Below are 20,235 nucleotides of genomic sequence, written 5' to 3'. Positions count from 1 at the left end.
CGGTCAAAGTTCACCCCATCAACTGGGCTTTTGGCGCCTCGGCCGAGGGATCACCGTGGTATCGCGTCGGGCTCCGGCACCCGATCCGCCCGGATCCGCCCGATCGCGGCGTCGTACAGGCCGAGCATTCGCCGCGCGTGGGTCTGCGGCGCGAACTCGGCGCGGGCCTGCTCGGTCGCCCGGGAGGCGGCCACGACCCGGCCGGGATGTTCGACGAGGTCGACCAGGGCGGCACTGATCTCGGCCTCGTCCACGGGCACCTGGATGCCAGGCCCGGCCAGACCCTCTCTGAGTGCAGGGTCGCAGTAGAGGACGCCGCGCCCGGCGGTGACGGCCTCGACGATGGTCATCGGCTGGTTGTCGAAGCCGTACGAGGTCAGCGCCACCAGGTGCGCCCCCGCGAGGAGCTCCGGGATCCGGTCGTGGTCCTGCCGGCCCAGAAAGTCGGTCTCGCCGGCTCCCGCGATCCGGCTCGCCTCGGCGAGCTGGCTCCCGTCGCCGACGACGACGCCGTGCAGCCGACCCGGCCCGAGCCGGCGCTGCGCGGCGGCGAGCGCCCGGACGAAGGGCAGTATCCGCTTCTCCGGCTCGCACCGGCCGATCCAGATGATCCGCATCGGGTCCTCGACCCGGTCCAGCGCCTGCGCCGCGGGCCCGGACGCCGTGACGGTGTTGGGCACCACCGCCACCCGGTCCAGCCCGGCGGCGCGCAGCCGCTCGGCCTGGTGAGCCGAGGGTGAGACCACCTGGTCGGCCCGCCGGGCGACACCGAGGGTCATGTTGCGGAGCGCGCTGTCCGCCGCTCGGTCCGCCAGGTCGGCCCGGATGGGGCGCCAGCCGGTGATCCCGCGGTGGAAGGCGCGGACGAGTGCGGCGATGAGCGGCTGGGGCCGGAGCGACGTCTGCCAGAAGAACGTGTGCACCGTATGCACCACCGGCAGCCCCAGGTCACGCGCGACGCTGGTCGCGCCGGCGGCCACGCCGAACTCGGAGTGGAGCTGGACCACCTCGGTCCGGTGCTCGGTGAAGACTGCCGCCAGCCGGCGCCGCAGCCGCGCTGAGTTCCTGATCACCGGCAGCTCCAGGCCGGGCAGCACCCACCGCGCGGGGACCTGCACGTAGGTCACGCCCTCGCCGAGACCGGCCTGTGCCGCAGCCGGGCCGGGCGACGGCGCGACCACGACCACGTCGGCACCGGCGGCGGTCAGCGCCGCGACCTGTTCGATCAGGGCGGTCTGCGCGCCGCCTAGGTAGTCCAGCGCGTAGTCGCAGACCACTGCGATGCGCCGGGCAGTGGGGTTCGCCGGCTCGGGCTGGTGCATGACGGGCGTTTCTCCTGGGGTCGGGTCTCCCGAGGCGGGGAGTCTGGTGATCACGCGGGGACCGGGGTCCCGCTCATCACCTTCTCGTAGAGCGCCTCGAAGATGCCGAGGGTCGCGCCCATCGTGTGCGCCTCGATGAGCTCGCGCCCGGCGGTGCCGTACCGCTCGCGCAGGGGCACGTCGGTCAGCAGCGTGCGGAGGTGCCCGGCCAGGCCGTCGACGTCGCCGGGCGTGAACAGCTCACCGTTGGTGCCGGGCCGCACCAGGTGCGGCAGGGCCATCGCGTCCGCGGCCACGACGGGGAGCCCCGCCGCCATCGCCTCCATAGTCACGATGCTCTGCAGCTCGGATACCCCGGGCATGCAGAACAGGTCGGCGGTCGCGTAGGCGGCCAGGAGCTCGTCGTCGGACACGCGACCGCGGAACCGCACCCGCTGGGCCACACCGAGCTTGACCGCGAGCGCCTCCCAGGTGCCGCGGCAGGCGCCGTCGCCGACGACCTCGAGGCGGCCGGGTACGTCGGGTGAGATCCGGGCGAACGCGCGGATCAGCTCGTCGACCCGCTTCTCCTGGTCGAGCCTGCCGACGAACAGGACCGTCGGCTCGTACAGCGTGTCCGGTCCGCCGGGCGTGCCCCGGCGGGAGACGACGGCCGCCCGCGCCTGCTCGTACGCGGCGGCGTCGATGCCGTTGGACACCGGGAACGCGGCGGTCAGCCCCGCGCGACGGTTGATCAGGTCGACGGCGCGGGGGGTCGGCGCGGTGACGGCGTCCGCCTTGGAGTACACACGGCCGAGGTCGCGGTACATCCACTCGGCGAACGCCGACCGCAGCGGCCCGAACAGCGGCAGGTAGCCCACGATGTTCTCCGGCATGAGGTGGTTCGTCGCGACCACCGGCACCTCGGCCCGCAGCGCGGAATGCACGACCGCCCGGCCGAGCAGCATGTGCCCGTTGGTGTGGACGACGTCGGGCCGCACGCTCGCGAACACCCGCTTCACCTCGGACGACGCGTCCCAGGGCAGGGAGACGCGCATGGCGTCCAGCCCCGGCAGGCGGCGGGACGCCATGCGGTGCACGACGACGCCGTCACGGACCTCGGTGCCGGCGCTCCCGGTGGGCGAGGGCGCGACGACGTGCACGTCGTGACCGCGCGCGGCCAGCCCGGTGGAGAGACGGTCCGCGAAGCGTGCGGCGCCGTTGACGTCGGGGGCGAACGTGTCGGCGGCGACGAGGATCCGGAGCATGTTCACTGTAGGGACTCCCATGATTCCGCCCCGGGCGGGGCTGGTTCTGGACAAATGTCTTGTTCAGGCTTCGGGCATACAGGTTCGGCGGGTCGGCGGCTCGGCGGAGCTCGCCCGGTCAGGCACCGACCGCGACGGCGTCTTCGCGCTCGGCGCGGGCGGCCACCGCGTCGGGGTGGTGGTGGGCAAGGGTGAGGACGCCGACCGTCGCGGTGAGAGCCGCGGCGCCGAGCAGCACCCAGGCGCCGACGGGAGTCGTCGCGCCTTCGCCGAGCAGGACGGCGCCGAGCACCACGGCCACGATCGGGTCCACGACGGTCAGGCAGGCGATGACGATCTCCGGCGCACCCGCGTGGTAGGCATGCTGCACGAGCCAGGCACCGGCCGCGAACGCAACGAGCGCGCCGGCCGCACAGCCCAGGACGAGCGGCGAGAGGATCCCGGTGTCGGCGGCCGCCTGGGCGGCGACCCGGACGAGCGCGGAGAGCAGGCCGTACGCCGTCGCCACGGCACTGGCCAGGGCGAGGCAGCGCAGCGGTCCACGGCCGTGCCGGGCCAGCCCCGCGACGGCGAGCACCATGACGAGCGCCGCGACGACCAGTCCGGCCGTAAGGGTCGCCGTGGCCGACGGCGTGTGCGTGGTGGCCGAGCCGGCCGACGCCACGACGAACACCGCGACGCCACCGACGGTCAGGGCCGCACCGAGCAGCACACCGTTGGAGGGCCTGCGCCGCGCCTTGGCCGCCGACAGCAGCACGGCGAGCGGAACGGCGAGGACGCCGACCGGCTGCACCACCCGTAGCGGGGCCATGAGCAGGGCGATGCCGTTCACTACCGACCCGACCGCGGCGAGGCCCGCGCCCTGGAGCCAGCGCCTTCGCCGGACGATCGCCAGGAGGTGCCGCGCGCTCAGCGGGCGCGTCCCGGCGGGCTCGTCGGCCTGCCCGATCTCACCGACACGGCCGGTCTCATCCGGGTGTTCGGTGGTCGTCACGGCGTGGTGCTGCAGCACCGACGCCACAGCGAAGCACACAGCTCCGATGAGCGTCAGGCCGATGGCGAGGATCGTCATGGGCTCCATCTTGACTGTCTCGGCACTCACCAACCATAGGGGTCTCCCCCTATTCATCTGGGGTTCACCCCCCACCTTTTCGTCGGGTTCACCCCCACCTTGTCCCGCAGTTCCCGGAAGGTCCGGTCATGGCGCCTGTTTCGCGCTTCTGAGTGGTTAGGCTCTCCGCGATGGCACGCCAATCCCTTTCCTCGCCGTACACGACGCTGGTCTCCGGCACACCCGTGACCCGCGCGGAGATCGCCCTGCGCGGCGGCACCACCCACCTGTGGCGATACGGGTCCGACGACGCCGCCGCGGACCAGCTGGTCCTGCTGCACGGGTTCCGCGGTGATCACCACGGGCTCGAGCCAATAGTGGCCCACCTGCTCAGCGACCGCCCCGACCTCCGGATCACCGTGCCCGACCTGCCGGGGTTCGGAGCGTCGCCGCCGCTGCCGGAGGAACGGCATGACGTCCCTGGTTACGCCGCCTGGGCGCGCGACCTCGTCCGGGAGGTGGCCCCGGAGGGAGCCGCGGCGCTGGCGGGCCACTCGTTCGGGTCGGTCGTCGCGGCGGCCGCGATGTCGGGGGCCACGTTCGCGGCTCCGCTCGCACGGGCGCTCGTGCTCATCAACCCGATCCCGCGGCCCCCGCTGTCGGGCCGCGGTCGGATGGGGGTCGGCGCCACCGCCGTCGTGCACAGCCTGGCCGGTGCCCTGCCCGAGGCGGCCGGCACCACGCTGCTCCGGCACGGCGCGCTGACCCGCATCGCGAGCGTCGCCATGGTCCGCACGCCGGACCGGGCCATGCGCCGCTGGATCCACGAGGAGCACGACCGGTACTTCGCCGGGTTCGCGACCCGGCGGTCGCTGCTGGAGGCGTTCCGTGCCTCGATCACGGGCAGTGTCCGGGAGTGGGCAGCGGGCATCGACGTGCCCAGCCTGCTCGTCGGCGGCGCCCGCGACGACCTCGCCCCGGCGTCCGACCAGCGGGACCTGGTTGCGCTGTTCGATGACGCCCGGCTCGTGCTGGTGCCCGGCGTCGGGCACCTGACCCACTACGAGACGCCGGGGGCGGTGGCCCGCGAGTTCGCCGCGTTCCTCGGCAGCACAGAGGCCACGCCGGCGGCCTGACCAAACCTCTTGCTGTGGGCGTGATCGTTGCGTCTACGCGCCCGTTTCAGGCGCAACGATCACGCCCACAGCCAAGGCGGGTCAGCCGCCGAAGAGTGGCGCCACCGCCTTGACCAGCTCGTTGCCGCCCAGGAACAGGAACATCGCGGCCACCAGGGCGAGGATCACATTGACCCACCACCGGTTGCGCCACCGCAGCGGCACCGCCTTCGAGTTCATCAGGATCAGCAGCGTCAGCGCGAGGAACGGCATGAACAGCGACCCCAGCGCGCCGTAGATGACGACGAGCAGGATCGGCTTGTCGAGGAACAGCAGCGCCATCGGCGGGAACGTCAGCCACAGGATGTAGGCACGGTAGTAGGTGCCGCCCGCGCCGCGGCGGCGGTCGTCGCTGGGCAGGTTGCGCATCGTGGCGACGAAGTCCGCGAACATGAGCGACACACCGTGCCAGACGCCGAGCACCGACGAGAACGTCGCGGCGAAGAACCCGACGAGGAACAGCGGCGCCATGAACGCCCCGTAACGCTCGGAGAGCACGTCGGCGAGGTCGATGAGCCCCTCCTCGCCGTCGGCCACCGCCATGCCCGCGGAGTACAGGAGCTCCGCACCCACGACGAGCATGGAGACCACGAAGATGCCCGACATGGCGTACGCCCACGCGTTGTCGATCCGCATGACGCGCATCCACCGCGGCGTGTCCCAGCCCTTCTCGGCGAGCCAGTAGCCGTAGGCCGCCAGGGTGATGGTGCCGCCGACGCCGCCCGCGAGGCCGAGCGTGTTCAGCACCGCGCCGTCGGGGATGATCGGCACGAGGCCGGCCACGATCTGGCCGAGGTTGGGCGTGGTCAGCAGCGCCGAGCCCACGACCGTCACGAACATGACGCCGATGAGGACGGCCATGACGTTCTCGAACGGCTTGTACTTGCCGAACCAGACCAGCAGCAGGCCGGCGACGCCTGCGATCATCGCCCAGTACCGCACGTCGATCCCCGGGAACAGCCCGTTCAGCGCGAGGCCGGTGCCGGACATCGCGGCGGCGCCGAAGCTGAAGCCCCACACCACCACGTAGATGCCGAAGTAGATCACGGCCCACAGGCCGAGCGACTTCCAGCCGTCGAAGATGGTGCGGCCCGTGGCGAGCGACCAGCGGCCCGCGCCCTCGACCAGCACGATCTTGATGACGACGCCGAGGATCACCGCCCACAGCAGGGCGTACCCGTAGGTGCTGCCCGCGACCATCGTGGCGACGAGGTCGCCGGCACCGATGCCGGTCGCCGCGACGATGAGGCCCGGACCGACGATCTTCCAGCGCGGCTTCTCGAGTGATCCCTCGTACCCGCCGTCACCTGCGGGTGGATCCTCGGTCAATCCTTGCGAAGTGACCTCATTGTCCTTTTCCATGGCGTGACTGTACCCAGGGATTCACCCGCCCGAAAGGATCAGCCGCGTGCGCCGTGCCGCGCGGCAACGTGAGATCACACCTCGACGCCGCGCACCCGGAACCGGCGCCACCGGGTGCTGATGCCCTGCCCTTCGAGCGACCGGCTGCGGCCGTCGCGGGGCGAGAGCATGGTCCAGATCCCGATGCCGAGCCGTACGCGCTCGGGGATCACGGCGCCGGGCGCCCGGTACACCTCGCGGCCGTCGACGCGCCACGTCGCCGTGGACGCGCCCCGGTCGAGCGTGACCGTGCACTCCCGCAGCCGCGTGAAGTCGTCGTCGAAGTCCTGGTACGGCGACTCGACGACGTGGTTGAACGGCTCGGCGGACCCCCACGGCGCCAGCTGCTCGTGCATCGCGAGCACCCGGGTGGAGGTGCCGCAGACGGCGAACACCGGGCGGCTGCCGTCCACCGCGAAGACATGGAAGGCGGCCATGCCCCGCCGGTAGTCCCCGGGTTCCCCGCCGAGGTTCTCGATCGCGAGGTCGACGGCGAAGGTCGCGCTCCCGTCCGGCGGCAGCGCGAACTCGCCGGTCGAGGACATGACGTACTTCGCGCTGTCGGCGGGCTGCCACGTGTCGTGCGACAGGGAGAAGCGCGGGATCGTCAGCCGCAGCTCGCCGCCGGCGACCGTCACCTCCGCGGCGGGATCCAGCGGTACGTGCACGCCGCCCGTCGGCTGCGGCAGGCGCAGCGGGCTCCAGAGTGCGGCGTCGAGCTCCGGGGCCTCGAGCTCGTCGTACGCGACGAAACCGTCGCGGGTCGTGGCGCTGTCCATGGTCATGATCCGTCTCCCCTCGATCGTGCTCTCGAAGGGGTGACTCGCGGGAAGACGGAAATGTGACGCGGCCTCGCGCGGGATGACGGAGGTGCAGCAGGGACGAGGTTTAACAGAACCGCAACACATTGCATACATCCATGTTGAGACAGAAGTGATTGTATGCAATCGTCCCTGACAGACCCGGATTGGATTCTCCAATGCGCACTCCCCCGCCGCCGCGGCTGCGCGGCACACTCGCCCCCGCCGCCGGCTTCCTCGCCGCGGCCCTCGTGCTGTCCGGCTGCCAGGAGGTGCAGACTGCCACCGCACCCGCCGAGGACGCCGCCGACGTCACGTCCGTCGGCCTCGACGGCAAGACCGTCAGCGAGGGCGGCGACCTCGTCATGGCCCTGTCGGCCGAGCCCGACGTGCTGGACCCGACCACCTCGTCGTCGCTCTACACGCGCTACGTCATGGAGACGATGTGCGAGAAGCTCTACGACATCGACGCCGCGGGCGAGATCGTCCCGATGCTCGCGACCGAGCTCCCCCAGGTCTCCGAGGACGGCCGCACCGTCACCTTCCCGCTCAAGAAGGGCGTGCAGTTCGCGGACGGCACCCCGTTCGACGCCGAGGCCGTGAAGACGTCGATCGAGCGTCACCTCACCAAGGAGGACTCCTCCCGGCGCAGCGAGCTGGGGCCGATCACCGAGGTGACCGCGGTCGACGAGCACACGGTCGAGATCGACTACGAGACGCCGTTCGCGCCGATCGCCGCCGTGCTGGCCGACCGCGCGGGCATGATCATGTCGCCCACCGAGCTCGAGAAGACCGGCGACGAGTTCGGCGAGCACCCCGTCTGCGTCGGCGCGTTCAAGTTCGTGGAGCGCGTGCCCCAGACGTCCATCACCGTCGAGCGCGACCCCCTGTACTACGACGCCGACACCGTGCACCTGGACTCGATCACCTACCGCATCATCACCGACGCCAGCATCCGCGCCGCGAACTTGCGCTCCGGCGACGTCCAGGTCGCCGACACCGTCTCGACCCAGGACCTCGCTGAGCTGGAGGCCGACGAGAGCGTGGGCCTGCTGGAGGTCGGGTCCCTCGGCTACCAGGCGATGACGGTCAACGTCGGCAACACCGACGGCGTCGGCGCCCCGCCCGGGAAGATCGACACCCCGATTGCCACGGACCCGCGCGTCCGCCAGGCGCTGTCGATGGCAGTCGACCGCGAACAGCTCGTGAAGTCGGTGTTCAACGACCGGTTCGACCCGGCCTGCTCGCCGATCGCCCCCGCGTCGACGTTCAGCACCGACGCCAGCGAGGCCTGCCCGGAGTACGACCCGGAGGGCGCCGAAGCGCTCCTGGAGGAGGCCGGCGTCGAGACGCCGTACAAGATCGAGATGAAGGTGACAAACACCCCCGACACGCTGCGCCTCGCTCAGGCGGTCCAGGCGTCCGTGGCCGACGGCGGGTTCGATGTCGAGATCACGCCCGTCGAGTACTCGTCGCTGCTGGAGGTCCAGGAGCAGGGCGACTTCGACCTGTTGCAGCTCGGCTGGTCCGGCCGCGTGGACCCGCACGGCAACATGTTCAACTTCCTCAGCACGGGCGCCGGGAACAACTACTCCGGGTACAGCAACCCCGACGTCGACGACCTGCTGACCGAGGCCGCCACCGTCATCGACCCGGCCGAGCGCGCCGAGCTGTACGGCCAGGTGGTCAGCCAGGTCCAGGAGGACAACCCGATCATCTACCTGTACCGGACACGCAGCCTCACCGGCTACACCAACGAGGTCGCGGGCATCTCCACCTACGCAGACGGCGTCGTGCGACTGAGCCACGCTGCGTTCGTCGAGGCAGGCGAAGGCTGAGAATGCGTAGTTACCTCCTCGCCCGCCTCGGTCAGTCGGCCGTCACGCTCCTGCTGGCTTCGGTGGTGATCTTCCTGGGCGTCCGTATGCTGCCCGGCGACCCCGCGCTCGCCATGGCGGGCGAGGAGGCCACGCCGGAGCGGCTCGCCATGATCCGCGCCGACCTCGGCCTGGACCAGCCGGTATGGGTCCAGTACGGGCGGTTCCTCGCCGAGGTCGCCTCGGGTGACCTCGGCGAGTCCACGCGCACCGGCGCGTCGGTCGCGAGCATGATCGGCGCCACGCTGCCCGTGACGCTGTGGCTGTCGCTGTACGCGATCGTCGTCGCCGTCGTGTCCGGGGTGGTGCTCGGCCTGGTCGCCGAGCGTTACCGCGGGCGCTGGCCAGAGTGGATGGCGAACGCGGCGGCGCTGACCAGCCTGTCCGTGCCGAACTTCTGGCTCGGCATGCTCGCGATCCTGTACCTGTGCATCGGGCTGGGCCTGTTCCCGGCGTCGGGGTACGTGCCGATCACCGAGGACCCGGTCGGCTGGCTGGTGCACCTGACCCTGCCCGCGCTCATCCTGGGCACCGGGCTGGCCGCCGTCATCATGCGGCAGACCCGGGCCTCCATGATCGAGACCATGCGCACCGACTACGTACGCACGGCCCGGGCCAAGGGCCTGGGTCGCACCCGGGTGCTGCTGCGCTACGGGCTGCGCAACTCCCTGATCGTCGTGGTCACGATCGCCGGGCTGCAGCTCGGCGGCCTCATCTCGGGCGCCGTCGTCACCGAGCAGATCTTCGCCCTGCCTGGGTTCGGCAAGCTCACGCTCGACGCCGTCTTCCAGCGCGACTACCCGGTCATCCAGGCCGTGGTGGTGCTGACCACCGTGGGCTACGTGCTGGTCAACCTGGCCGTGGACGTCCTGTACTCCGTCATCGACCCGCGTATCCGAGTGGGAGGACGCTCATGACCGTCATCGAGAGGGGCGACCTCGCACCCGGCTTCGCGGCGCCGTGGCGCCTGCTGCCGCGGCTGCGCACCCCGCAGGCGATCACGGGCGGCGTCCTGCTCGGCGTCGTGCTCCTCGGCGGGATCCTCGCCCCCGTCCTGGCCCCGTACGGGCCTGCGCAGGTGCACTTCGACGCGCCGTTCCAGCTGCCCGGCACCATCGGCTTCGCGCTCGGGACCGACGACCTGGGCCGCGACATCCTGTCCCGCATGATGTACGGCATCCGGGCCTCGCTGATGGTGGGGATGGTCGCGGTAGGGCTCGCGGTCGTCGTCGGGACACCGCTCGGGCTGGCCGCCGGCTGGTGGCGGTGGCTCGACGGGCCTGTCTCCCGCCTGACCGACGTCACGCTGGCGTTCCCGTTCCTCATCCTCGCGGTGGGGCTGGCCGCCATCAACGGGCCCAGCCTCGCGGGCGCCGCTATCTCGCTCGGGGTCGCGCAGGTGCCGACCATGGTGCGGGTGGTGCGCGCCGAGACGATGCGACTCAAGGAGAGCCCGTTCGTGCTGGCCGCGACCGCCATGGACGCGTCAGGACCGCGGATCCTGGCGCAGCACGTCCTGCCCAACTGCCTGTCCGCGATCATCGTGCAGGCTACGGTCATCATGCCGGCCGCAGTGCTCGGCGAGGCGGTGCTCTCGTTCCTGGGGCTCGGCATCCAGCCGCCCACCCCGAGCCTGGGCATCATGCTCGCGGACGCGCAGCAGTACCTCGGCCGCGCACCCACCGCGGCGCTGTTCCCGGGCCTCGCCATCGTGGCGATCTGCCTCGGCTTCAACCTCCTCGGGGACGCCCTGCGGGACGCCCTCGACCCGACCACCGACCGTAAGTGAGTGTCATGAGCTCGTTCACCCCGGCTGCCTTTTCCCCGCCCGCCACCCCGAGGACCCGCCCGGACCTGCAGGGCACGTTCGGGATGGTGGGCTCCACCCACTGGATCGCGACCGCGAGCGCCCAGGCCGTCCTGGAGCGGGGCGGCAACGCCTTCGACGCGGCGGTCGCGGGCGCGTTCGTGCTGCATGTCGTGGAGCCGCACCTCAACGGGCCAGGCGGGGACATGACCGGCGTCTTCGTCACCGCGGACGCGCCGTCGGCCCCACGGGTGCTGGTGGGACAGGGGCCGGCCCCGGCAGGCGCGACCATCGAGCACTACCGGGCCGAGGGCCTCGACCTCGTCCCGGGCTCGGGGACGCTGGCGGCCGCGGTGCCCGGCAGCGTCGACGCGTGGCTGCTGCTCCTGCGCGACCACGGCACGTGGGACCTGGGCGACGTGCTCGCCTACGCGATCGGGTACGCCCGCGACGGGCACCCGCTGCTCGGCCGGGTCAGCTCGACGATCTCCCTGGTCGCGGACCTGTTCCGCGACCACTGGCCCACCTCGGCCACGCGTTGGCTGCCCGACGGCGAGGTGCCCGCCCCCGGCACGGTCGTCACCGACCCGGAGTACGCCGACCTGCTGGACGCCGTCGTCGCGGCGGGCTCCGGTGCGTCGAGCCGCGAGGAGGCCATCGACCTCGCCCGCGCCGCGTGGCGCGAGCGCGTGGGCGCGGCCGTCGAGGCGTTTGTCGGTACACCGCACCGGCATGCGGACGGCGGCGACCACGCCGGCGTCATGACGGCCGCCGACGTCGCGGGCTTCGAGGCCTCGTACGAGGACGCCACCACCGTGACGTTCCGCGGGTACACGATCGCCAAGACCGGTGCCTGGGGCCAGGGGCCCGCACTGCTCGCCACCCTGAAGATCCTGGAGGGGTTCGACGACGCAGCGCTCGACCCCTCGACCGAGCTCGGCGCCCACACGATCCTTGAGGCGCAGAAGCTGGCGCTGGCGGACCGTGACGTCTGGTACGGCGACCCCGCCTCCGACGACGTACCGCTCACCTACCTGCTCAGCGAGGACTACGCGGCCCAGCGCCGGGCCCTCATCGCCGACACCGCGAGCCACGAGGTGCGCCCCGGTGACGTGCCCGGCCGCCCGACGCCGCCGGTCCCGCCCCTGCGCACCGAGTACGCGACGAGCGCACCGGCGGGGTCGCTGCCGGGCGCGCCGACGGGCGGGGCCGCGGCCGGCGTCGGTGAGCCGACGGTGCCGGCGCCGGTGCACCACGGTCACCCGGCCGGTGATACCCCCGACTCCCCCGCGCACACCGGCGCCACACGCGGCGATACCTGCCACATCGATGTCGTCGACCGCTGGGGCAACATGGTCTCGGCGACGCCGTCGGGCGGCTGGCTGCAGTCCTCCCCCACGGTGCCCGGCCTCGGCTTCTGCCTGGGCACGCGGCTGCAGATGACGTGGCTGGACGAGGCGTCGCCGTCGGCACTGGTGCCCGGACGGCGCCCCCGCACCACGCTCACACCCACGCTCGTGCTGCGGGACGGCGAGCCGGTGATCGCACTCGGCTCGCCGGGCGGCGACCAGCAGGACCAGTGGCAGCTGCTGTTCCTGCTGCGCGTGCTCGTCGGCGGGTACACACCGCAGCAGGCCATCGACGCGCCCGCCCTGCACACGACGTCGTTCCCCGGCTCGTTCTGGCCCCGCACCTGGACGCCGGCCGGGGCCGTCGTGGAGGACCGGCTCGGCGACGCCGTCATCACCGGGCTGGAACGCCGCGGGCACGTCGTGACCCGGGCCGGCGACTGGGCGCTGGGCCGGCTGTCGGCCGTGACGCGGGACCCGGCCACCGGCCTCCTGGGGGCCGCCGCCAATCCGAGAGGGGCGCAGGGATATGCCGCAGGACGCTGAGAATCCACTCCTCCTCTCCGTCCGAGGCCTGAACGTCGCCTACGGTGACACCCCCGTCGTACGCGACGTCGACCTCGACGTCGCGCGCGGCGAACGGGTGGCGCTCGTGGGCCAGTCCGGCTCGGGCAAGTCGACGGTGGTCGCGGCGCTCCTGCGGCTCCTGCCCGGCGGGGGCCGGATCACGGGCGGGATCATCGAGCTCGATCGGGAGGACCTCGCCGCGGCGTCCGAGGCGCGCATGCGCGCCGTCCGGGGCGGCCGCATCGCCCTGGTGCCGCAGGACCCGGGGACCAACCTCAACCCGGCCATGCGGCTGGGCGACCAGGTGGCCGACGCGCTGCGCGCCGACGGCCTGCGCGGACCGGCCGTGCGGCGGCGCGTGCTCGAGCTGCTGGCCGAGGCCGGCGTGCCCGAGCCCGAACGGCGCGCCAGGCAGTTCCCGCACGAGTTCTCCGGCGGCATGCGGCAGCGCGTGCTCATCGCGGTGGCGCTGGCCCGCGAGCCGGAGCTGCTGCTGGCCGACGAGCCGACGTCGGCCCTGGACGTGACCGTGCAGCGGCGCATCCTCGACCACCTGGGGGCGCTGGCCGAGGCGCACGGAACCGCGATGATACTGGTCACGCACGACCTGGGGCTCGCGGCCGACCGCGCCGACCGGGTGGTCGTGATGCTCGACGGCCGGATCGTGGAGCAGGGCACGCCCGAGCAGGTGCTGCGCTCCCCGCAGCACGAGTACACCCGGCGGCTGGTCGCGGCGGCGCCCGCCGCCGTCGTCACGCAGGCCGAGGCGGGTGCGTCACGAGAGGCGCCGCCGCCGTCGGACCGTGAAGCGAGCGGCGACGTCGTCACCGTGCGCGACCTGGTCAAGGAGTACAAGGTGCGCGGGCGCGGCGGGCTGCTGCGCGCCGTCGACGACGTGTCGTTCGATGTGCCGCGCGGCGGCACCACCGCCCTCGTGGGCGAGTCCGGCTCGGGCAAGACCACGGTGTCCCGCATCCTGCTGGGCCTGGAGGCGCCGACCAGCGGCGAGGCGCTGGTGGACGGGCGGACCATCGCGGGGGCTGCCCGCGCCGAGCGGCGCGCCCTGCGGCGGCGCGTGCAGCCGGTGTTCCAGGACCCGTACGCGTCGCTCGACCCGACGCACACGGTGGAGCGGGTGATCGACGAGCCGCTGCGGATCTTCGGCATCGGCGACCGGGACTCGCGGCGCGCCCGGGTCGCGGAACTGCTGGACCAGGTGGCCCTCCCCCGGGACGTCGCCCAGCGCCGCCCGGGCGAGCTCTCCGGCGGGCAGCGGCAGCGGGTGGCCATCGCGCGGGCGCTGGCGCCGGAGCCGGAGCTGCTCGTGCTCGACGAGGCGGTCTCGGCGCTCGACGTCCTGGTCCAGGAGCAGATCCTGGACCTGCTGGCTGACCTGCAGGAACGCCTGGGTGTGTCGTACCTGTTCATCAGCCACGACCTCGCGGTGGTCCGCGGCATAGCGGATAATGTGGTGGTACTGCGGCAAGGCCGCGTCGAGGAGCAGGGGTCCGTCGACGACGTGTTCCACGCCCCGCGCGCCGACTACACCCGAGACCTGCTAGGAGCCATCCCAGGTGCCGCCTTCGCCCGATGAGCCTGCGCTCGCTGCCGTCGTTCCTGCGGGCGCCGCTGCTGGTGGTCGTCCGGCGTCCGTCCAGGACGCGATCCGGCGGGACATCATCGCCGGCGTCCTGACCCCGGGCGCCCGCGTCACGGAGGCGTCGCTGGCCCAGCGCTACGACGTCTCGCGCGTGCCGGTCCGGGAGGCGCTGCGCGGCCTGGAGAGCGAGGGCTTCATCGACTCCCGACCGCACGTGGGCTCGCGAGTGGCCCCCATCCCGGTGCCCGATGCCGACGACCTGTTCGCGGTGCGCGAGACGCTGGAGGTGTCCACCGCCCGCAGCGCCGCCCGCCGGGCAGCCGCCCTCTACTCGGGCGACGAGAGCCCGGAGGACTGGTGGCGCATCCGCCGGGAGATCGCCGGCCTGCTCGACGCCGGGGACGCGCACGTCGCGGCCGGCGACCTGGACCCCCTCGTCGGCATCAACGACCAGATCCACATAGCGATCGCCGAGCTCAGCGGCAGCGCGACCATGACGCGGCTGCTGCGCCAGCTCTCCTGGAAGATCGAGTGGCTCTACGCCGCCGAGGTGCAGCCGCGCGGCAAGCGGCTCTGGCCAGATCACCGCGTGATCGTGGGCGCCATCGACGCCGGCGACGGCGAGCGGGCCGCCGCTCTGATGGCCGCGCACGTGCGGGAGTCCCGGATCGGCTACCTGCTGCGGTACGGCGTCACGACGCCGAGCTCGGACCCGGTAGTCGCGGCGGAGGTGGCGCGGCGGCGGGCACCTGAAGCGGCCCCTGATCGACCCTCCGGCCGAACGTAGGAGTAGTCGCTTCAAGAGACCTCTTAGAGCGACTACTCCAACGTTCGACGTCGTAAGCCTACGTTCGGCGCCGACCGCCGCCGGCGCCGGCCGCTACGTCGCCTTACCCCAGTCAGGTCGAGGCCAGGCCAGAAGCGCGAAGATCTGGGTGACGCCCGACTGGTGCAAGGTCTGCGGCCGCAGGGCCGGATCAGGGGCGCCGCCGCCCGACGCCTGGAAGCCGAACAGTCCCGTCTCGGCGTCCCGGTTCTCGGCCCACAGCCGCTCGGCGTAGCCGGTGAACTGCTCGACGATCTCGCGGGAGCGGTCAGGCTGCTCGGACGAGAACAGCAGCAGGTTGGCCAGGTAGATCGCGTTGAAGACGGCCGGCTGGCTGTAGAGGCGGTCAGCGTTCCAGTAGGCAAGCGCGCCGTCGACGTCTTCCTCAGCCGTGCGGAGCCAGGCTCGCCGGCCGGTTGCGCGGTGCAGCAGCGTGGCCGCCCCGATCATGAACCCCGAGTTGTACGTCCACAGCATTTCCTCGACCGTGCCGTCGAGCAGCACGCCATTGCGGTACAGGCCCGGTTCGCGCCGCATGCAGTCGTACACCCAGTCGTGCGTCCGCTCCGCCCAGGCGAGGTAGCGACGTCGGCCCGTCAGCTCGTAGAGGTGGGCCGCGAGCTCGGAGGCGATGCCGGTGACGTTGGTGCCGCCGCGGTACGGGTTCCAGTCGGCGTCGACCCAGTGCATGCCGCCCGGGCAGTCGACGGTGGTGTCGGTGTCCCAGGCCTGCTCGACGAAGTCGAAGGCCCGGACGGCGCGGTCCAGCATCCGCCGCTCCCCCGCGAGCCGGTAGCGACGGACGAACTCGAGCCCGATCACCCCGTTGTCGTCGTAGAACGGGTCGCCGCCGCTGCCCAGCGGCGCGGGCAGGTACGAGTCGTACGTGCCGCGCTCGTCGTTGAAGTAGCGCTCGAGCGCGTCGAACCGGCTGGACACGTCGCCGTCGTACCTGCTCCGTGCCGGGGCGAGCTGGTTGACGTTCTGGGTGGCGGCTGCCGCCTCGCGCAGCGGCCACACGTAGGAGTACGGGTTCTCGCCGTCCCTGGTCGGGTAGTTCTCCTGGTACAGGCCGCTGTCCGGCAGGTACAGGAACCGCTGCAGCGCGGCGTAGCTGCCGTGTGCGCGCCGGGCCCAGATCCCGGTACCGGACGCCGACGCCGTGGCCCGGGCCGACGCCGCAGCGCCGGCCCCCGGGACGAGCGCGGCAAGGCCGGCGGCGCCCATGCCGATCGCGAAGGTTCGGCGCGTCATTGCGCCGGTGGTCGCTCTCATGGCCATCTCCCTCGTGTGGTGTGAACAGGTCAGACGGAAGGAAAGCTCTCGGTTCCGCGGACGTAGGCCTTGACCGTGGCCAGGCTCTGCCCGGGCTCGTTCGGCCGGATGACGAAGCGCCCCACGGCGGCCGGCACGATGAACGTCTCGGCGTAGTGGACCAGGTACGGCTCGAACGCCCCGGTCGGGCTCTCGATCACGGCTTCGGGGCCCTCGACCAGGTTGAGGACCTGCACCGTCCCGCCCGTGTCGTGCTCGACGGGCCCGGTGAACCGGGTGCGCCGCACCTCGATGAACTCCAGCTCGTGCAGGCCGGTCCGCTCCTCGACCCAGCCGTCGCCGACGGCGGTGGGCTGCACTTGGTTGACCAGGTTCTCGCGCACCCAGTCCGTCCGCCGGTCCCACTGGATGTTCCGCTCGGCGTGGTCGAGGTGCACCGGCCGCGGCCGGCCGTCGAGCCCGAGCCGGCCCCAGTCCCACATCTTGAAGGTGAAGATGTACGGCGTGGCCGAGATCTCCAGCACCATCGAGTTCCGCCCGGAGCAGTGCACGGTGCCCGCGGGGATCAGCACGTGGTCGTGCTTGGCGACGTCGAAGACGTTGACGTACTTCTCGGCCTCGAACGGCTCGGCGCCGGCCTCCGCGCGGCGCAGGGCGGCCATCATCTCGGCCGGGTCGACGTCGTCCCGGACCCCGAGGTAGACCTTGGCGTCCGGCTCGGCGTCGAGCAGGTAGTAGCTCTCGTCCTGCGTGTACGGGATGCCGAAGGTCTCCTGGATGTAGTCCGTCAGCGGGTGCACCTGCAGGGAAAGGTTTCCGCCGTCCATCGTGTCCAGGAAGTCGAAGCGGATCGGGAACTCCGCCCCGAACCGCGCGAAGGTCCGCTCGCCCAGCAGCTCACGCGGGCGCTGCAGCACCAGGTCGAGCGCGGGGATCTCGACGATCGTCCCGCCGACGTCGAGCAGCAGGCTCTCCTCCTCCGGCACGCCGTCGAAGCACCACGCGTAGTTCGTGTCGGACGGCGGCAGGCCGACCACCTCGCTCATCCAGCGCCCGCCCCAGACCCCGGGGTCGAAGAACGGCACCAGGCGGAACGGGCCCGACACCGTGGCGGTCAGCGCGGCCCGGAAGCTTTCGCGCGTGATCAGCACGGCGTCGTCGGCGAGCCGGGTCGTGTCGAGGAGGTAGTCCATCGCGTCGAAGAGCCGGTGCTTCTTGTGCCGGTCCGCCGCACGCCACTCGACGAAGTAGCCGCGCTTGATCTTGCGCAGGTTGTCCTCGCCGCCGTTGTCGCAGCGCCAGTTCGGCGCGCCCCGGCGCTGACGCTGCTGGATCTCCCAGCGCGGCATGTCGGCCAGCACGACGACGGCGTCCTCCGCGCCGGCCAGCAGAGCGCCCCAGCCGATCAGCACCACCGGCGTGGTGCGGGCGACCACCTCCGTGCGGAGCCGGCGGAGCGCGTCCGGGTCATAGAAGTCGCCGACCGTCTGGTGGCCCAGCACGCCGAAGACCCGGTCGTCGGTGAGGTTGGCGGCGATCTTCGCGTCGATCTGCGCGATGGGCAGCGCCGCCTCCTGCTCGACGTCGACGATCCCGTAGGCGGGCAGGTACCGCTCGATCGCCTTGCTCAGGTCGGCCAGGTCGACGCCGGGATAGCAGTCGACGACGATCAGGGGGCGGTCGCCCCGGGACCGCGCGGCGCGGTCGAGCTCCGCCCACACCTCGGCGCCCTGGTGGGCGCGGCCGTCGCCCGGGACCTTGATCACCGGCTCGCGGACGTAGTTCCCGTACGACGGATAGGTCATCGCGCGTCCTTTCGCTCGGCGAGCACCGCGAGACCCCGCACCACCGAGTGCTCCGGCGACTCGGCGAACCGCACCTCGGGCCGGCGCAGGGAGCTCCACAGCCGAGCGCGGACGGCGTCCGCCAGAGCGTCCCGGCGGCCGGCCGCCGCGCGCATCGGGCCGCCGGAGAAGATGAGCAGCTCCGGCTGGTAGGCGTGGCAGAGGTTCACCGCCGTCGCCGCCCAGGCGTCGACCACACGGTCGGCCAGGCCCGTCGCGACGGCGTCGCCCGAGGCGGCCGCCCCAAACAGCACGGCCATCGACATCGAGTCGTCGCGGCCGGCGTCCGCCAGCGTGGATCGTTCCCAGCCGACGACGGCGCGCACCTGCGCGGCGAGGTTCCAGCTGCCGCCGATCGCCTCGGCGCAGCCGATGTTCCCGCAGTTGCACGGCGGGCCGTCGAGGTCGACCGTGAAGTGGCCACCGAGCACCCCGCCGTACCCCTCCGGGCCGACCAGGGGCGCGCCGTCGGCCAGCACGGCGGTGCCGATGCCGGTCCCGGTGATCACTATCGCGGCGTCGCGGACGGCGGCCCCGCCGCCGGTCCGGACCGCCTCGACCTCGCCGAGCAGTGCAGCCCGGGCATCGTTCTCGATGACGACGGGCAGGCCGAGCTCCTCGGTCGCCCAGCCCGGCAGGTCGAAGCCGACCAGGTAGGCGTACTTGTCGTGGATCGACGTCAGCCTGCCGCTGCGGGGGTCGACGACGCCCGGGACGGCGACGCCGGCTCGCGTGACCCGCACCCCAGATCCGGTGTGCGTCGCGATCATCCGCCGCCCCAGGTCGGCGACCGCGCCGAGCTCGCGCAGCGTCGCCGGCGCCAGGATCCGGTCCTCGTCGACCAGGACGCCGTCTGCCACCATGCCGAGCTTGACGTGGGTTCCGCCGAGATCGACCGCCAGAATCATCGTCACGTTGGGAACGTTACCTCAGATCTGGGTACCGCCATAGTCCAGGGTGCGGGTCGGCAGCTCGACTGTCTGGGGCAGTCCCTCGTCGGCGCCGTCCAAGCGCGCGATCAGCATCGACGCCGCCTGCCGCCCCAGGTCGCGGGCGTCGTGGTCGATGATCGTCACCGGTATGCCGAGTACGTCGGCCAGCTCGAAGTTGTCGAAGCTCACGAGCGCCGTCGGCCGGGCGCCGCGCTTGCGGCGCGACGTGCCGAGCAGGGCCCGGACCGCCCCGATCGCGTTCCGGTTGTTCGCGCAGAAGACGGCGGTCGGCGGGTCCTCGCGCGCCAGGAGGGACTCCATGGCGGCCTTGGCCGACTCGACGTCCTGCTGGCCGACGAGCACCAGGTCCTCGTCGAGCTCGAGGCCGGCGTCCTCGTGCGCGAGCCGGAAGCCCTCGTACCGGCGCTGCCCCGTGAACACCGAGGTCATCGTGCCGAGGAAGCCGATCCGCCGGTGCCCCGCCGCGATCAGTGCGGAGACCTGGTCATAGCTGGCCTGTACGTCGGCGACCAGGACGGTGTCCGCACGCACGCCCGCCACCGCGCGGGAGGCCAGCACCAGCGGGACGCCGCCGAGCGCGGCGGGCAGCAGATGCCGCCGGGCGCCCGTCGGCACGACGATCAGGCCCTCCACCTGGCGGCCGATGAAGTCCGCGATGAGCAGCCGCTCCTTGTCCTCGTCCTCGCTCGTGCTGCCGATCAGCAGGCCGCGACCCGAGCCGCTGACCACCTCGTCGGCGCCGAGCACGAACTCGCCGTAATACGGGTTGGCGACGTTCGTGATCGCCATGCCGATCAGCCCCGAGCGCTGGCCGGGGCGCAGGCTGCGCGCCTGCTCGTTGCGCCGGTAGCCCAGCGCGGCGACGGAGGCGTGCACGCGTTCCACCAGCTCAGGACGCACGTTCTTGCCGCCGGACAGCACCCGGGAGACCGTCATCCGGCTGACTCCGGCGTGCTCCGCGACCGTCAGGATCGTTGGCTGCCGGCGCGTCGGTGCGGCCAAGTGGCTCGCCTCCCTCGTTCGTCCTTCGTGGGCACAGACCCTTGCGATGCTCGCGAGGATCTGGCTAGGGTAAATCTGGGAACGTTACCAATGGTGGTATCTCATCCGGAGGCGAAATGGTCAGCTCAACGTCGCCCGC

The 20,235-nt window shown here is 72.3% G+C and carries 16 protein-coding genes; 7 read left to right on the top strand and 9 right to left on the bottom strand.

Annotated elements, in window-relative coordinates:
* Positions 1 to 50: 50 nt before the first annotated feature.
* From EW117_RS10920 to EW117_RS10910, 3 genes are all read right to left on the bottom strand, one after another.
* Positions 51 to 1,322: a glycosyltransferase family 4 protein gene (locus tag EW117_RS10920; protein ID WP_129786594.1), complete on the bottom strand. Its 1,272-nt coding sequence runs from the start codon at positions 1,320 to 1,322 to the stop codon at positions 51 to 53.
* Positions 1,323 to 1,372: 50 nt separating this feature from the next.
* Positions 1,373 to 2,590 carry a glycosyltransferase gene (locus EW117_RS10915; protein ID WP_165362646.1) on the bottom strand — a complete coding sequence of 406 codons (1,218 nt, stop codon included), beginning with the start codon at positions 2,588 to 2,590 and terminating at the stop codon, positions 1,373 to 1,375.
* Between the two features lie 97 nt (positions 2,591 to 2,687).
* Positions 2,688 to 3,641 (bottom strand): DMT family protein, encoded by a 954-nt coding sequence (locus EW117_RS10910; RefSeq protein WP_129786593.1) that lies wholly within the window; start codon positions 3,639 to 3,641, stop codon positions 2,688 to 2,690.
* Between the two features lie 170 nt (positions 3,642 to 3,811).
* Between EW117_RS10910 and EW117_RS10905 the strand changes: the two genes are divergently transcribed.
* Entirely contained in the window at positions 3,812 to 4,756 is a 945-nt protein-coding gene (locus EW117_RS10905; RefSeq protein WP_129786591.1) for an alpha/beta fold hydrolase, read from the top strand.
* A gap of 81 nt (positions 4,757 to 4,837) precedes the next feature.
* Here the strand turns inward: EW117_RS10905 and EW117_RS10900 are convergent, their stop codons facing one another.
* Both EW117_RS10900 and EW117_RS10895 read right to left on the bottom strand, forming a co-directional pair.
* Positions 4,838 to 6,157: an Nramp family divalent metal transporter gene (locus EW117_RS10900; RefSeq protein ID WP_129786589.1), complete on the bottom strand. Its 1,320-nt coding sequence runs from the start codon at positions 6,155 to 6,157 to the stop codon at positions 4,838 to 4,840.
* A gap of 74 nt (positions 6,158 to 6,231) precedes the next feature.
* On the bottom strand, positions 6,232 to 6,981 hold the full coding sequence (locus tag EW117_RS10895; RefSeq protein ID WP_129786587.1) for a DUF6081 family protein: 750 nt from the start codon (positions 6,979 to 6,981) through the stop codon (positions 6,232 to 6,234).
* 194 nt (positions 6,982 to 7,175) lie between these two features.
* Here EW117_RS10895 and EW117_RS10890 point away from each other — a divergent pair, with 194 nt between their 5' ends.
* From EW117_RS10890 to EW117_RS10865, 6 genes are read left to right on the top strand one after another with little or no spacing between them, the layout of a single operon-like run.
* Positions 7,176 to 8,834, top strand: a complete 1,659-nt coding sequence (locus EW117_RS10890) for an ABC transporter substrate-binding protein (RefSeq protein ID WP_129786585.1) — start codon at positions 7,176 to 7,178, stop codon at positions 8,832 to 8,834.
* Between the two features lie 2 nt (positions 8,835 to 8,836).
* Positions 8,837 to 9,790: an ABC transporter permease gene (locus tag EW117_RS10885; protein ID WP_129786583.1), complete on the top strand. Its 954-nt coding sequence runs from the start codon at positions 8,837 to 8,839 to the stop codon at positions 9,788 to 9,790.
* Positions 9,787 to 10,662, top strand: a complete 876-nt coding sequence (locus EW117_RS10880; protein ID WP_129786581.1) for an ABC transporter permease — start codon at positions 9,787 to 9,789, stop codon at positions 10,660 to 10,662. The genes EW117_RS10885 and EW117_RS10880 overlap by 4 nt, the downstream gene beginning before the upstream one ends.
* 5 nt (positions 10,663 to 10,667) lie before the next feature.
* The gene (locus EW117_RS10875) at positions 10,668 to 12,575 is read left to right on the top strand and encodes a gamma-glutamyltransferase family protein (protein WP_129786579.1); all 1,908 of its coding nucleotides are present in this window, start codon (positions 10,668 to 10,670) and stop codon (positions 12,573 to 12,575) included.
* The gene (locus EW117_RS10870; RefSeq protein WP_129786577.1) at positions 12,559 to 14,190 is read left to right on the top strand and encodes a dipeptide ABC transporter ATP-binding protein; all 1,632 of its coding nucleotides are present in this window, start codon (positions 12,559 to 12,561) and stop codon (positions 14,188 to 14,190) included. Before EW117_RS10875 ends, EW117_RS10870 begins: the two co-directional genes overlap by 17 nt.
* Entirely contained in the window at positions 14,171 to 14,983 is an 813-nt protein-coding gene (locus EW117_RS10865) for a GntR family transcriptional regulator (protein ID WP_242504221.1), read from the top strand. Before EW117_RS10870 ends, EW117_RS10865 begins: the two co-directional genes overlap by 20 nt.
* A 93-nt stretch (positions 14,984 to 15,076) precedes the next feature.
* Here the strand turns inward: EW117_RS10865 and EW117_RS10860 are convergent, their stop codons facing one another.
* From EW117_RS10860 to EW117_RS10845, 4 genes are read right to left on the bottom strand one after another with little or no spacing between them, the layout of a single operon-like run.
* Positions 15,077 to 16,297: a glycoside hydrolase family 76 protein gene (locus EW117_RS10860; RefSeq protein ID WP_165362645.1), complete on the bottom strand. Its 1,221-nt coding sequence runs from the start codon at positions 16,295 to 16,297 to the stop codon at positions 15,077 to 15,079.
* 29 nt (positions 16,298 to 16,326) lie between these two features.
* Positions 16,327 to 18,102: a class I mannose-6-phosphate isomerase gene (locus tag EW117_RS10855; protein ID WP_129786573.1), complete on the bottom strand. Its 1,776-nt coding sequence runs from the start codon at positions 18,100 to 18,102 to the stop codon at positions 16,327 to 16,329.
* Entirely contained in the window at positions 18,099 to 19,049 is a 951-nt protein-coding gene (locus EW117_RS10850; protein ID WP_242504236.1) for an ROK family protein, read from the bottom strand. Before EW117_RS10850 ends, EW117_RS10855 begins: the two co-directional genes overlap by 4 nt.
* A 21-nt stretch (positions 19,050 to 19,070) precedes the next feature.
* Positions 19,071 to 20,096, bottom strand: coding sequence for a LacI family DNA-binding transcriptional regulator (locus EW117_RS10845; RefSeq protein ID WP_242504220.1), 1,026 nt, complete (start codon positions 20,094 to 20,096; stop codon positions 19,071 to 19,073).
* Positions 20,097 to 20,235: the final 139 nt, after the last annotated feature.

Source organism: Promicromonospora panici, assembly GCF_900608595.1.
In the GTDB taxonomy this organism is placed as follows: Bacteria; Actinomycetota; Actinomycetes; order Actinomycetales; family Cellulomonadaceae; genus Promicromonospora; species Promicromonospora panici.
This window is presented reverse-complemented; position numbering and strand designations above follow the sequence as displayed.

What these genes read in the sequence shown, in the direction of transcription:
- EW117_RS10875 (WP_129786579.1), top strand. Translation starts at nt 10,668, where the DNA reads ATGAGCTCGTTCACCCCGGCTGCCTTTTCCCCGCCCGCCACCCCGAGG.
- EW117_RS10905 (WP_129786591.1), top strand. Translation starts at nt 3,812, where the DNA reads ATGGCACGCCAATCCCTTTCCTCGCCGTACACGACGCTGGTCTCCGGC.
- EW117_RS10915 (WP_165362646.1), bottom strand. Translation starts at nt 2,590, where the DNA reads ATGGGAGTCCCTACAGTGAACATGCTCCGGATCCTCGTCGCCGCCGAC.
- EW117_RS10850 (WP_242504236.1), bottom strand. Translation starts at nt 19,049, where the DNA reads ATGATTCTGGCGGTCGATCTCGGCGGAACCCACGTCAAGCTCGGCATG.
- EW117_RS10870 (WP_129786577.1), top strand. Translation starts at nt 12,559, where the DNA reads ATGCCGCAGGACGCTGAGAATCCACTCCTCCTCTCCGTCCGAGGCCTG.
- EW117_RS10885 (WP_129786583.1), top strand. Translation starts at nt 8,837, where the DNA reads ATGCGTAGTTACCTCCTCGCCCGCCTCGGTCAGTCGGCCGTCACGCTC.
- EW117_RS10900 (WP_129786589.1), bottom strand. Translation starts at nt 6,157, where the DNA reads ATGGAAAAGGACAATGAGGTCACTTCGCAAGGATTGACCGAGGATCCA.
- EW117_RS10910 (WP_129786593.1), bottom strand. Translation starts at nt 3,641, where the DNA reads ATGACGATCCTCGCCATCGGCCTGACGCTCATCGGAGCTGTGTGCTTC.
- EW117_RS10895 (WP_129786587.1), bottom strand. Translation starts at nt 6,981, where the DNA reads ATGACCATGGACAGCGCCACGACCCGCGACGGTTTCGTCGCGTACGAC.
- EW117_RS10855 (WP_129786573.1), bottom strand. Translation starts at nt 18,102, where the DNA reads ATGACCTATCCGTCGTACGGGAACTACGTCCGCGAGCCGGTGATCAAG.
- EW117_RS10880 (WP_129786581.1), top strand. Translation starts at nt 9,787, where the DNA reads ATGACCGTCATCGAGAGGGGCGACCTCGCACCCGGCTTCGCGGCGCCG.
- EW117_RS10920 (WP_129786594.1), bottom strand. Translation starts at nt 1,322, where the DNA reads ATGCACCAGCCCGAGCCGGCGAACCCCACTGCCCGGCGCATCGCAGTG.
- EW117_RS10860 (WP_165362645.1), bottom strand. Translation starts at nt 16,297, where the DNA reads ATGAGAGCGACCACCGGCGCAATGACGCGCCGAACCTTCGCGATCGGC.
- EW117_RS10890 (WP_129786585.1), top strand. Translation starts at nt 7,176, where the DNA reads ATGCGCACTCCCCCGCCGCCGCGGCTGCGCGGCACACTCGCCCCCGCC.